Raw genomic sequence first — 12886 nt, forward strand, 5'->3', positions numbered from 1 at the left:
AAATACCTCGGAACAGGACACGACCATGCTCAAGAACCAATTGAAAGACCCCAGCCTGTTGGCAGAACTGGCCTACATCGATGGGCAGTGGATGGGCGCCGACAACGCCGCCACCCTTGACGTCATCGACCCCGCCAGCGGCCAAGTGCTCGCCCGGGTGCCGGCCATGCAAGGCGTAGAAACCCGTCGCGCCATCGAGGCCGCCGAGCGCGCCTGGCCGGCGTGGCGCGCGCGCCCGGCGGCGGAGCGTGCGGCGCTGCTGGAGCGCTGGTACCAAGCCATGATCGACAACCTCGACGACCTCGCGCTGATCATGACCTGCGAGCAGGGCAAACCGCTCAACGAAGCCAAAGGTGAAATCCGCTACGGGGCCGGTTTCGTCAAATGGTTTGCCGAGGAAGCACGCCGGGTTTATGGCGAGACCATCCCCGCGCCCAGCGGCGACCGTCGCCTGCTCACGCTCAAGCAACCGGTCGGCGTCTGCGCCGCGATCACGCCATGGAATTTCCCCAACGCGATGATCACTCGCAAATGTGCACCGGCCTTGGCCGCAGGCTGCCCGGTGATCGTCAAGCCGTCGGACCTGACTCCGTTGTCGGCCCTGGCCCTGGCCGTGCTGGCCGAGCGGGTCGGGATTCCAGCCGGGGTATTCAACGTCGTCACCGGTTTGCCCGCCGGCATCGGCGAAGAGCTGACCGGCAATCCAACGGTGCGCAAGATTTCGTTCACCGGCTCCACGGCGGTCGGTCGGTTGTTGATGCGCCAGAGCGCCGAGCACATCAAGCGCTTGAGCCTGGAACTGGGCGGCAACGCACCGTTCATTGTGTTTGACGACGCCGACCTGGAGCAGGCCGTTACTGGAATCATGCTCAGCAAATTTCGCAACGCGGGCCAGACGTGCGTCTGCGCCAACCGCATCCTGGTGCAGGACGGTATCTATGAGCGTTTCGCCGAGCGGCTGGTGGAAGAGGTGGGCAAGCTCAAGGTCGGCAACGGCCTGGAGGCTGACGTCATGATCGGCCCGCTGATCAACCTGGCCGCCGTAAACAAAGTCGCCCGGCACATCGACGACGCGTTGAGCCAGGGCGCGCGCCTGCTCTGTGGCGCAGTGCCTGGCGGCGACAGTCAATTCGTCCAGCCGACGGTGCTTGGCGAAGCCCACGCCGGGATGTTATTGGCCAACGAAGAAACCTTCGGCCCCGTCGCGCCGTTGATGCGCTTTAGCACCGAAGAGGAGGCATTGGCCCTGGCTAACGCTACGCCGTATGGCCTGGGGGCTTATTTCTTTACCCAGGATCTGCGCCGTTCATGGCGCTTCGGCGAGGCGCTGGAGTTCGGCATGATCGGCCTCAATACCGGGATCATTTCCATGGAAGTCGCGCCCTTCGGTGGCATCAAGCAATCGGGCCTGGGGCGCGAGGGCAGCAAATACGGCCTGGATGAATACCTTGAAGTCAAAGCCTTCCACATCGGTGGGCTGTAATGCGGCCGTCGTTTGGACAGACACCTGGGAGCCATGATTGATGAGCAAAGCATTTCGAATTGCCGCCATCGCCGGCGATGGCATCGGCAAGGAAGTCCTGCCGGAAGGACTGCGGGTACTGGAGCAGGCTGCAAAAAAGTGGCAACTGGACTTGAGCATCGAAGTGCTCGATTGGGCCCATTGCGACTATTACCTGGAGCACGGGCAGATGATGCCCAGCGATTGGTTCGAGCAACTCAAGGGCTTCGACGCGATCTACTTCGGCGCCGTGGGCTGGCCGGATAAAGTGCCGGACCATATTTCCCTCTGGGGTTCGCTGCTCAAGTTCCGGCGCGACTTCGACCAGTACGTGAACATTCGACCGGTGCGGTTGTTCCCCGGTGTACCGTGCCCCTTGGCCGGGCGCGAAGCGGGGGACATCGACTTCGTGGTGATCCGCGAAAACACCGAGGGCGAATACTCGTCCGTCGGCGGCAAGATGTTCGAAGGCACCGAGCATGAGTTCGTGCTGCAGGAGTCGGTGTTCACCCGGCGCGGTGTCGATCGCATCCTCAAGTTCGCCTTCGACCTGGCCCAGACCCGACCGCACAAACGCCTGACCGCGGCGACCAAGTCCAACGGCATCTCCATCAGCATGCCGTACTGGGACGAGCGCACGGCATTGATGGCCGAGCAGTACCCGGACGTGAAGTGGGACAAACAACACATCGACATTCTCTGTGCTCGGTTCGTGTTGCAGCCGGACCGCTTCGATGTGGTGGTGGCGTCCAACCTGTTCGGCGACATCCTCTCCGACCTGGGACCTGCCTGCGCCGGCACCATCGGCATCGCACCGTCGGCCAACCTCGATCCGCAACGGCGCTTCCCATCGCTGTTCGAGCCGGTGCACGGCTCAGCGCCGGATATCTATGGAAAGAACATCGCCAACCCGATCGCGATGATCTGGTCCGGCGCGTTGATGCTCGACTTCCTGGGCAACGGCGACGAACGTTATCGCGCAGCCCATGACGGGATTCTCCAGGCCATTGAACAGGTTATCGCCAAAGGCCCGATCACCCCCGACCTGGGCGGCGAGGGCTCGACCCAGGATGTCGGCAAAGCCATCGCCGCCGCGCTTTGAAAGACCTGCGACACCCTTTTGCCCGCGCACACTGCGGGCTTTTTTTGGGCTATAGAAAAGTTGATATTCACCACCGATCCCTGTGGGAGCGAGCTTGCTCGCGATGGCGGCGTAATGCTGTTCACTTAAGGCAATCGACAAACCCGTGGCGAGGGAGCTTGCTCCCGCTGGGCCGCGAAGCGGCCCCAAACATGCCAAATGCGGAGCATCAGACACACCGCGGCCGCCGGTTTACGACTGCTTCGCAGCCGAGCGGGAGCAAGCTCCCTCGCCACAGGACCAGCATGAGTCCAGGCTATTTGACGACGTAGACCTTTCGCACATAGACGCTGCTATGCCAGGCACACGGTGCATTCAGGGGCACGAACACGGTATCGCCGGTGTTGACCGTCAGGTCGCTGCCATCGGCTGTCTGCAGAGTGATGCTGCCTTCGAGCACGTGCATCAGTTCATGCAGTTTGTGCGGGCGTGACCGGCGGGTGTAGGGCGTCGAATCCCAGACGCCGATACGCAGGTTGGTCGCTTCTTCGACAAACAGATTGTGCGAGCGACATTGGGGCGGCGGGCTGATCAGAATCTCATCATCCGGCGCCGCGGAGGGCGAGAGATGGGTGTGGGCGGGGAGCGCCGTTAGCCCGGGATGACGCGCGTCAACTACCGGGACATCAGCACAGAATGCCCACAGAGACTCCGCTTGCGCCTCGACCTCAAGGGCTGTCCCCAGACCGATCACCGCGCTCTCACCCGGCTTGAGCTGCAGCGTTTGCGCCTGACTCCTGAGGGTGACCGCGCCCGCATGCACCACGATGGTTTCATTGAAGGGGTAGTCGTCGACGCTGAACCGGCCACTCGCCCGGACCACACCGGCAGCCATGCCATCCGCCCCGGCATAGGCGATGAGTCGGTCAAACGGATCATCGGCGCCCAGCGAGCCTGATGTGAAAGAGGTTGAAGCGAGACGGCCGTCGGCGTGTGCCAACAGCACTGCGGTCGGTTCGAGCATGAAAATGATTCTCCAGGGCAACGTTGATGAGGACGGTTTTTTCAGCCAATGGCCTGGGTCACCAGCACGAACTGCCGCACCACGCCGGTAGCCTCTGGGGGTGTGCCCCGTGCCATCTGGGCGACCGTGTCGACGTGCTTGAGCCCGGCCTCTTCCAACCAAGGTGCCAAGCCGCTGTTTGAGGGAATGTCGATGCGGACAAAAGCATCCGGCACCTTGGCCAGCAGCACTGCGATCAAGTGCCGGGCCTGCTCCAGGTCTTGAGCGACGACCGGACCAATGCAGCGACCACGGCCAAAAGGGCGTAGCAAGGCGAAGGCGCACAAGCGACCGTCCCGTTCCACGCCCACGGCCTCTTCAACCACTTGGAACAGGTCGTTCAATACGGCTTCGCGGTCCAGCCCACTGGCGGCATTGGCCAGGCTGACCAGCTCGGGCTGATCGGCTTCGCTCAGCGAACGGCAGCGCTCGCCGACGGCCAATGCCTGCGGGGCCGGTGCCTGCGCTTGTCCTTGATGCTGCTGGACGTGCCCAAAGTCGACGAACCCCTGGCTCGCATAAAGCGGAGCACCGGCCAGCGTCGCATTGAGGATGGGGGTTCTTGAACCGCACGCCTCGATAGCCAGCTCCATCAGTTTGCGACCGATGCCCTGGCCCTGGTATTCATCATCGACGATGACCAAACCAATGGTGGCGTGGCTCCCCTGCGGGCAGGTGAACGCGGTGCCGATCAAACGGCCTCGATCCTCGACGACAAAACCCTGGGCGACGCGCTGCAGCATCGCCCAGTCTTCCAGGCGATGAGGCCATTTCAACTGCACGGACAAGGCATGCGCCGCAGGGACATCGGCGGCCGTCATGGAACGATAGAAGTAGGTGGGGCGTTGCGAAGTGGACATGGCAGATCACCATTGAGAAGGTACTGATCGGACGGTTTTAATCCGCTGAAAGCCTTTGTATCTCACCTGCCAAGGGGCCTGGCAAGGGCCTCGGGTGGATTCGGCAGGTTCACTAAGCAGCGGCTGCGTCGACCACATTTCTTGCTCAAATCCATGGTCGGGCCAGCAGTAAATATCGGGGTGGGTTTCAACGCGGATGCCAGATCCGAAGGGCGTTAAGGCCTGTGCGCAACAGCCCTTGACGGTCAATAGTTTCTTTCACGGTCAACCAGCCCCAGCATCGATTCGCCCCGTTGATGCCGACGGATATTGTCCAGCAACACGCCGAACGCACTTTCAGGTTGGGTCATTGCCGCGATGTGCGGCGTCAGCAGGATCTGCGGGTGGTTCCAGAAAGGGTGGTCCGGTGACGCCGGCTCCTGTTCCAGCACGTCGAGCACCGCCGCGCTCAGTTGGCCATCGGCGAGCGCTTCCAACAGATCCGTTTCTACCAAATGTCCACCCCGACCCATGTTGACCAGGGCCGCGCCTCTGGGCAGGTGTTGGAACAACTGGCGGTTGAGAATACCTCGGGTTTGTTCGGTCAGGGGCAGGACGCAGACGACGATGTCGCATTGACCGAGAAACGCTGGCAGTTGGTCGCTCCCGGCAAAACACTCCACGCCGGCGATGTCATGCGCGCTGCGTGCCCAACCCGACAGGGCGAAGCCGAATGCCTTCAACGTGGCGAGTATCTGTTGTGCCTGCAAACCGAGGCCCATGACGCCCACCCGGCGCTGCGCTGCGGGCACCAGGCGGTGTGCCTGCCAGCGGCGTTCTGCCTGCTGTTGGCGATAGCGCAGCATGTCCCGATGCAAGCTGAGTACGGCAAAACTGGCGTATTCGCACATGCCCTGGCTGATGCCCGGATCGAGCAGGCGCACCACCGGCAGCGTTGCTGGCAAGCGGTCGAGGTCCAGCTGATCGACCCCGGCGGACAAGGCGAACAGCACCTCCAGGTTTGGCAATAACGTTTGCACGTCGTCCGGCGCCTGCCAAGCCGCCAAGTAGCGGATATCCCGCGGATCGCCGATGTCCGGCCAGGCACGCCATTCGATATCCGGAGCGTGTTCGGCGAACAACCGTCGCCAGAGTTCACCGCGTACCGGGTCAGCTTTATAGAGCAGGGCCATGGATCGTTTCTCGCCGGAAAGGAGGGATAACTAGCATGCCTCAACGCCAGAGCAGGATCTGTCGAAAGGGCCCGCATGGAAGCATCACGCTGCGTTGTAGGGCACCGTTTCCGGCAGATTACATGGGCTGCGATGTCGCTGGAGGATTCTGCTGTTTGCCGGGGTGTAAACAGTCGATCCGAATTTCTCAATGACCAAGTTCGGCTTAGACAATCGCGTCGAACGCTTAACCTGTGAACACACCGCAACCGCTTCCTGGGTGCGAGGCTCACGATGGGAAATGCCATGAACAGTAAAGTCGAAGAAACCCCTAGTCTGCTCCGTCAGCGTGATCAATTCGTGCCACGTGGCCTGGTTACCGCGCATCCGCTGGTGATCGACCGGGCCCAGGGCTCGGAACTGTGGGATGTGGACGGCAAGCGCTACCTGGACTTCGTCGGCGGCATCGGTGTCTTGAACATCGGCCACAATCACCCCAAGGTTGTCGCGGCCGTGCAGGCCCAATTGCAAAAAGTCTCCCACGCCTGCTTCCAAGTGGTCGCCTACAAACCCTATCTGGATCTGGCCCAGCGCCTGTGCGAAATGATTGGCGGCCAGCAGGCCTATAAAGCGGCGTTTTTCACCTCCGGCGCCGAAGCGGTGGAAAATGCCGTGAAGATCGCCCGTGCCCACACCAACCGTTCGGCCGTGATCGCTTTTCGTGGCGGCTTCCATGGCCGGACCTTGCTCGGCACCACGCTGACCGGGATGAGCCAACCGTACAAACAGAATTTCGGACCGTTTGCGCCAGAGGTGTTCCATACGCCGTATCCAAATGCCTATCGCGGTGTCACCAGCGAGATGGCGCTGGGGGCGTTGGATGAGCTGTTGGCGACCCAAGTGGCCCCTGAGCGCGTCGCGGCAATCATCATCGAACCGGTGCAGGGCGATGGCGGTTTTCTCTCGGCGCCGGTCGAGTTTCTCCAGGGCTTGCGCGCGTTGACCGAAAAACACGGCATCGTGTTGATCCTCGACGAAATCCAGACCGGTTTTGGTCGCACCGGTAGATGGTTCGGCTTCCAGCATGCCGGCATCCAGCCGGACCTGGTCACGGTCGCCAAGAGCCTGGCCGGTGGCTTGCCGCTGTCCGGCGTGGTCGGCAAGGCCGCGATTATGGACGCACCGTTGCCCGGTGGCCTGGGCGGTACTTACGGCGGCAACGCGCTGTCTTGCGCGGCGGCGCTGGCGGTGATCGAGGCCTACGAACAAGAACAGTTGCTGGCCCGTGGCTTGGCGTTGGGTGAGCGTCTGCGCGAAGGTCTGTTGCGCCTGCAAACCCGCTACCCGCAGATTGGCGATGTGCGCGGCAGTGGTTTCATGCTGGCCATCGAGCTGATCAAGGACGATGAGGCGCGCACGCCGGACGCGGACTTGAACCAACGCCTGATCGATGAAGCACGGGCGGGCGGGCTGTTGGTGATCAAGTGCGGGGTGTATCGCAACGTCCTGCGCTTCCTCGCACCGCTGGTGACGAGCGACGCGCAGATTGACGAAGCATTGCGGATTCTCGACGCTGCCCTGGCACGCGTCTTGGGCTGACACGTCTCGCATTCAGGGCGCTTGCCCGGCAAATCAAGGAGCGTGGAGTGATGGAACATCATCGGAGGGCTTTACCCATGAGTCTGACTGACTATCGAGCGTTGCTGATCGACTGCGATGAAGTCGTGGTGGATCGCGACGCCGGCATCTGGACGGCGTTGCAGCCGTTGCTGGAGAGTTATGGCCAACCATCGGACAAGGCCCAGGTGTTGGCCGAATTCGACGAGGTGCTGCAGGCTTTGTATCCACGTTTTGGCGAGCTGGGCTTTAGCGGTCTGCTGTGTTTCGCCCATCGCCAATTGGCCGAACGCTGGAAGCTCAAGGCGAGCTGGGAGGAGGGCATGAGCTTCGCCCGGTCCGCGGCGAGTTGGTCGTTGTTCGAGGATGCACCGGGCGCAATGCTCTACTTGCGCAAGTTCTATCGCTTGCTAGTGCACGGTGATCGTGATGCAGAAGACCGCGGTGCCTTGTGTGAACGCCTGGGCATCGAACCGGACGATTTTATTTCTCTGGCCATCGATCCTTTGCAGGATCACGATTGGCTGGCCGCCAACGATCTTGGTGCCGAAGCGATTCTCCAAGTCACCCGCCCTGGTGCCCGTCGACGCGAAGCAGGGGCTGTGTGCCTGATCTGCCGTAACCCTGAGCAGCCTCCCCAGCCGTGCGCGGCGGACTACTGCATCAACAGCATGGCCGACCTGGTGGCTCAGCATCAGCTGTCCTTACGGCGCTGATTTTGTTAGAAGATTGTCCTACGAACGGCAGGCAAGAGGTATGCGATGGAAGGTTTAGCGAAACTGGACCGAATCGACATCAGCATTTTGGTAGAGCTTCAAAAAGACGGCCGCATGACCAACGTCAGCCTGGCCGATGCGGTAGGCCTGTCGGCCAGCCCATGCTTGCAACGGGTCAAACGGCTGGAATCGCTGGGGTATATTTCCAGCTACAAGGCCCATCTGAACCTGGCCAAGATTACCGATTCAGTGACGGTTTTCACTGAAGTCACCTTGAGCGACCACAAGCGCGAAGACTTCGCGAAATTCGAATCCAACATCCGTCTGGTGGATGAGGTGCTCGAATGTCACCTGATCAGCGGGGGCTACGATTACCTGGTGCGCTTCATGACCCGCAGCATCCAGGATTACCAGGAGGTGATGGAGAGCCTGCTGGACAAGAACATCGGCATCTCCAAGTACTTCAGCTACATCGTGATCAAATCGCCGGTGCGCAAGGACGAGATTCCGTTGCGTAAGCTGTTGCGCCACTAAATCGATAGCCACCCCCAAACCAGTGTGGGAGCGGGCTTGCTCGCGAAGGCGTCGGGCCTGTTTGCATTGATGTTGAATGCGCCGACGCTTTCGCGAGCAAGCCCGCTCCCACAAATGGATGTACGCAGGGCCTATTCCTTGAGGAATGTCAGCAGATCCTGATTGAGGCGGTCTTTATGCGTCTCGATCAGGCCGTGAGGTGCACCTGCGTAGACGATCAGTCGGGCACCCTTGATCAGCGCCGCCGAGGCCCGGCCTGAAGCGTCGATGGGCACGATCTGGTCGTCATCGCCATGGATCACCAGCGTCGGCACGTCGAACTTCTTCAGGTCGCCGCGGAAATCGGTGGCCGAGAATGCCGCGATGGAGTCATAGGTATTTTTGCTGCCGCCGAGCATGCCCTGCATCCAGAACGATTGGATTTGCGCCTGGGAAGGCTTGGCACCCTTGCGGTTGTAGCCGTAGAACGGGCCCGAGGCGATGTCCAGGTAAAGCTGCGAGCGATTCTCCAGGGACGCCTTGCGCAGGCCGTCGAACACTGCGATAGGCAAGCCACCGGGGTTTGTATCGGTCTTGAGCATCAGCGGCGGCACGGAGGACACCAGCACGGCTTTCTTCACCCGAGCGGTGCCGTGGCGACCGATGTAGCGAGCGACTTCACCGCCGCCGGTGGAGAACCCCACCAGGGTCACGTCCTTGAGATCCAACGTTTCGATGACCGCTGCCAGGTCGTCAGCGTAGTGGTCCATGTCGTTGCCTTCCCACGGCTGGCTGGAACGGCCATGGCCGCGACGGTCGTGGGCAATCACGCGATAACCCTTGGAGGCGAGGAACATCATCTGCGCGTCCCAGCTATCGGAGTCCAGCGGCCAGCCGTGGCTGAACGTCACCACCTGACCGTTCCGTGGGCCCCAGTCCTTGTAGTAAAGCTGCACGCCATCCTTAGTGGTGATGTAGCTGGCGGACTGGACCACGCTCCCGACCGCGGACACGGTCGTACCAGCCTGGACAGGTGTCGCGGCTTCGGCGCTGAGGGTGGCGAACGCCAGTGCAGCAATGGCCAGGGTGCGGTTGAGTGTGTTCATCGTTTCTCTCTCCATAAGGTCGGTTTGATCTGCGGCGACCTTCATCGATCGCGTTGGCGGGCAGATTAGAGAGAGAGGGCGATGACGAGAACTGAGTGATATCGATAGCGACTATACGAAAATCCGATAGCTGGGCTTCGCTTTGCTGCGCACCAAACGATACGGGTCAGCACTTTCCCGTGGCGAGGGAGCTTGCTCCCGCTGGGCTGCGCAGCAGCCCCACACAGGGTATGCGGTGCATCTGAATGACCGAGTCGGCTGACTTGAGGGCCGCTTCGCGCCCCAGCGGGAGCAAGCTCCCTCGCCACGGTGTAATTGACCTGAACCTCATGTGGGAGCGAGCTCGCTCGCGATAGCGGTGGCTCAGCTTGCATCGTCGTTGGATGGACTGCCGCCTTCGCGAGCAAGCCCGCTCCTACAGGATGCTGCTCGCTTGAGAAGTACATATTCCCGTGGCGAGGGAGCTTGCTCCCGCTGGGCTGCGCAGCAGCCCCACACAGGGCATGCGGTGTATCTGAATGACCGAGGCGGCTGGCTTGAGGGCCGCTTCGCGCCCCAGCGGGAGCAAGCTCCCTCGCCACGGTGTAACTGACCTGAAACCTCATGTGGGAGCGAGCTCGCTCGCGATAGCGGTGGGTCAGCTTGCATCGTCGTTGGATGGACTGCCGCCTTCGCGAGCAAGCCCGCTCCTACAGGATGCTGCTCGCTTGAGAAGTACATATTCCCGTGGCGAGGGAGCTTGCTCCCGCTGGGCTGCGCAGCAGCCCCACACAGGGCATGCGGTGTATCTGAATGACCGAGGCGGCTGGCTTGAGGGCCGCTTCGCGCCCCAGCGGGAGCAAGCTCCCTCGCCACAAAAAAACGTACTCTTTGATTTAACCGAAAGAAGGCACTGGCCCCAACGCGTGATAAATCCAAGTACTGCTGCGACGGTTGCAAGCGACTACTCAATATTTGTAGACGATCCTCAACCGACCCATGATCTCCAGCGCATTCACCAGGCTCAAACCGTTCATGGGCAAGCAAGCGAAGGCCTGGTACTCATCGAAATGCGTGCCGATGGCCAACAACTTCAAATCATGGGCCTCCAACTGCCCGTTGAAATACTGAAGCAGCGCTCGCTCCCAATCGTTGGCGCGGTTGACGGCATCGATGGTCTTGGCATCAGGCTCGGAAATTTCAAGGCCCAACTGCCGTAGCGGTGCGAGGGCATTGACGGCGCTTACCCCGTAGGAAGACCATTCCTTCCATTCGAACTCAGCCAGCCGATTGGCCTGGGCAAGCGCCGACTGCACCTGAGTCCACGCCCAATCCCACTGCGCGACAGGCGCCGGCATGTTCTGGACAAGCGCCTGCGCTTGCTCTTCGTCGAACAGTTCATAGAACAGATCCGCCAGCGTATCGGCCAAGTCCGGCTGCGGCCCTTGGCCCTGGGTGTCCAGGTCTTGGCTCAAACGCAGCCATACGCTGTCCAGTTCCTCCCAATCTTCTTCATCCATCTCATCCTCGACCACCTGCGCCTGATGCCCGCGCTTGTAGTTATCCAGCTGCGTCTTGCGCACACGAATAACACCTTCGGCGAGATCGACCTGGTAGCTGCGGTAGTCCAGGTAGTTGGTCTGGAAGACGATGCGGTCAGGGAAGATGTCATGAGTGATGCTTTCTTCAGCATCGAAATAGGTAGCGCCTTCGGGCTTGCCGTGGGCGGCGGTGATGCGTTGGAATGGCAGTGGGTCGATTGGGTTCATGTGGGTTGGGCCGTTACGTGAGGGTTTCACTTTGTTGAGGACAATATGAAAATTCGAAACGCCTTACTAACCGATGCAGAATCGGTGTCTAAACTCCTGGGGCAGCTAGGCTACCAAGCCTCGCCACGGCTTATCCGAGATAAGCTTGAGATCTTAGGAGCCAGTACTTGCGATACCGTGCTGCTGGCGCAAGACGGTGTAAATGTTGTCGGCGTCATAAGCTTACACGTGCTGGAGCTGTTTCATCAGCCAGGTAGACTCGGACGTATTACCTCGCTAGTCATTGACGAAAACTACCGGGGACAAGGAGTAGGGGCGATGCTAGTTGCCGCTGCCGATGCGTTTTTTACAAAGCAACTCTGCACTCGGGTTGAGGTAACCAGCGGTGACCACCGAACAGAGGCCCACGCATTTTACGTGCGGCAAGGTTTCGCCGTTGACGAGCGTCGGTTTGTAAAGCGGTATGGATTTTCCGAGGCCGAGTAAAGCCACGCTATTAACGACCCTAAGGCAGGTAAAACCTGTCTTGATGACCACTGTCAGGAGTCTGCGCGATGGCCAACAGCGGCCAATTTCATCCGGCCTTGGATCGCCGTGCGCAGGCAACCCCAGGCAATGAATCCGATGATCAGCACCTCGGCTACGCCCACCAGAAAGTTGAATGAAAAGCTGAGCGGTTGCTCGGCCCAGTAAAAAGTCGTCGGGCGCGTTCGAAAGCCGCTTACGCGCAGCCGTCCAGTAAACAGAGCAGGCACCAATGCGACGAGGTGGGTCAGCTCAAGCACCGCCATGCAGGTGCCCATCAGCGTGAGCAAGGCGCGGGTGGGAATGCCGAGTTTCTCGGTGGGTTCAGGTTCGGGCGTGGCTCCTTTTTGACGCCGCTGCCTGGCTTCCCTCACCACTTTACCGCTGTCTGGGGACGGGGCAGGCCTATAGGCAGCCTTCACAACAGCCGCCGAATCATCAACGACCTCAGTCGGCACCGCCACGTTCAGGTAGTCGGCCAACTCACGCAGCCACACGTCAGTGCGTTCACTTCCCGGCACTACCGGAACGTTATCGGTCGTCAGGCGGTGGGCGGTGCCATCGCGCAGCATCAGCCACAGTTGGGTGTAGGCTTGCTCAGCCTGAGGACGGCGGCGCAGTTCGAGGTATTTGGCAGCATCGATTCTAAACACCGATTGCACGCGCTCGCGGCGTCCAAAAAAGTTTCGGGTGAGGCGTTTGCCTTCGCCGTCCATCCGTGACAACACCAACGTCTCGCGCATACCGGTGCAGACCACCAGCAGCAGACCAAGCGCAGGAATCAACAGCAGGCCGAGCACGATCAGCAGTGCCGACAGCGGATGAATATCAGCAAACAGCGAGAGCCCATCGGCGAACACAAACACGACGAACGCCAGCGGCATGATGAAGGCAAGCGCGCCTGCCAGCAGCACGAATGTGCTCTGCACCAAGTTGCGCGAGTGAATATGCAGATCACCCTGCGCAGTGCGTTCGAACCGATGTCCTGTCAACATTCGAATCTCC

The 12886-nt window shown here is 60.8% G+C and carries 12 protein-coding genes; 6 read left to right on the forward strand and 6 right to left on the reverse strand.

All coding sequences use genetic code 11. The features are described 5' to 3' along the window. Positions 1 to 25: 25 nt before the first annotated feature. Both AD663_RS09665 and AD663_RS09670 read left to right on the forward strand, forming a co-directional pair. Entirely contained in the window at positions 26 to 1483 is a 1458-nt protein-coding gene (locus AD663_RS09665) for an NAD-dependent succinate-semialdehyde dehydrogenase (RefSeq protein WP_003180225.1), read from the forward strand. 40 nt (positions 1484 to 1523) lie between these two features. Continuing rightward, positions 1524 to 2603 carry a tartrate dehydrogenase gene (locus tag AD663_RS09670; RefSeq protein ID WP_053213623.1) on the forward strand — a complete coding sequence of 360 codons (1080 nt, stop codon included), beginning with the start codon at positions 1524 to 1526 and terminating at the stop codon, positions 2601 to 2603. A gap of 295 nt (positions 2604 to 2898) precedes the next feature. Here the strand turns inward: AD663_RS09670 and AD663_RS09675 are convergent, their stop codons facing one another. From AD663_RS09675 to AD663_RS09685, 3 genes are all read right to left on the reverse strand, one after another. Continuing rightward, positions 2899 to 3606, reverse strand: a complete 708-nt coding sequence (locus AD663_RS09675; RefSeq protein WP_053213624.1) for a cupin domain-containing protein — start codon at positions 3604 to 3606, stop codon at positions 2899 to 2901. A 41-nt stretch (positions 3607 to 3647) separates the two neighbouring features. Continuing rightward, positions 3648 to 4505 carry a GNAT family N-acetyltransferase gene (locus AD663_RS09680; RefSeq protein ID WP_053213625.1) on the reverse strand — a complete coding sequence of 286 codons (858 nt, stop codon included), beginning with the start codon at positions 4503 to 4505 and terminating at the stop codon, positions 3648 to 3650. A 245-nt stretch (positions 4506 to 4750) separates the two neighbouring features. Beyond that, positions 4751 to 5677: a glyoxylate/hydroxypyruvate reductase A gene (locus AD663_RS09685; RefSeq protein WP_003180233.1), complete on the reverse strand. Its 927-nt coding sequence runs from the start codon at positions 5675 to 5677 to the stop codon at positions 4751 to 4753. 285 nt (positions 5678 to 5962) lie between these two features. Here AD663_RS09685 and gabT point away from each other — a divergent pair, with 285 nt between their 5' ends. The 3 genes from gabT to AD663_RS09700 all read left to right on the forward strand — a co-directional run bounded on the left by gabT (position 5963) and on the right by AD663_RS09700 (position 8523). Beyond that, entirely contained in the window at positions 5963 to 7255 is a 1293-nt protein-coding gene (gene gabT, locus AD663_RS09690; RefSeq protein ID WP_053213626.1) for a 4-aminobutyrate--2-oxoglutarate transaminase, read from the forward strand. Between the two features lie 77 nt (positions 7256 to 7332). After that, the gene (locus AD663_RS09695) at positions 7333 to 7989 is read left to right on the forward strand and encodes a 2-haloalkanoic acid dehalogenase (protein WP_053213627.1); all 657 of its coding nucleotides are present in this window, start codon (positions 7333 to 7335) and stop codon (positions 7987 to 7989) included. 45 nt (positions 7990 to 8034) lie between these two features. Next, a complete protein-coding gene (locus AD663_RS09700) occupies positions 8035 to 8523 on the forward strand; it encodes an Lrp/AsnC family transcriptional regulator (protein WP_003180238.1) in 489 nt (162 codons plus the stop codon). 131 nt (positions 8524 to 8654) lie between these two features. On the opposite strand, the gene AD663_RS09705 is transcribed toward AD663_RS09700, so the two are convergent. Together AD663_RS09705 and AD663_RS09710 are read right to left on the reverse strand one after the other, a co-directional pair. Further along, positions 8655 to 9608: an alpha/beta fold hydrolase gene (locus tag AD663_RS09705; RefSeq protein ID WP_003180240.1), complete on the reverse strand. Its 954-nt coding sequence runs from the start codon at positions 9606 to 9608 to the stop codon at positions 8655 to 8657. A gap of 947 nt (positions 9609 to 10555) precedes the next feature. After that, positions 10556 to 11356 carry a hypothetical protein gene (locus tag AD663_RS09710; RefSeq protein WP_003180241.1) on the reverse strand — a complete coding sequence of 267 codons (801 nt, stop codon included), beginning with the start codon at positions 11354 to 11356 and terminating at the stop codon, positions 10556 to 10558. A gap of 45 nt (positions 11357 to 11401) precedes the next feature. On the opposite strand from AD663_RS09710, the gene AD663_RS09715 reads away from it, so the two are divergent. Further along, the gene (locus AD663_RS09715) at positions 11402 to 11842 is read left to right on the forward strand and encodes a GNAT family N-acetyltransferase (protein ID WP_003180244.1); all 441 of its coding nucleotides are present in this window, start codon (positions 11402 to 11404) and stop codon (positions 11840 to 11842) included. A 53-nt stretch (positions 11843 to 11895) separates the two neighbouring features. Here AD663_RS09715 and AD663_RS09720 read toward each other — a convergent pair whose 3' ends face one another. Beyond that, positions 11896 to 12876, reverse strand: coding sequence for a hypothetical protein (locus tag AD663_RS09720; protein WP_053213628.1), 981 nt, complete (start codon positions 12874 to 12876; stop codon positions 11896 to 11898). Positions 12877 to 12886: the final 10 nt, after the last annotated feature.

It is taken from the genome of Pseudomonas sp. Q12-87 (assembly GCF_001269755.1).
In the GTDB taxonomy this organism is placed as follows: Bacteria; Pseudomonadota; Gammaproteobacteria; order Pseudomonadales; family Pseudomonadaceae; genus Aquipseudomonas; species Aquipseudomonas fluorescens_S.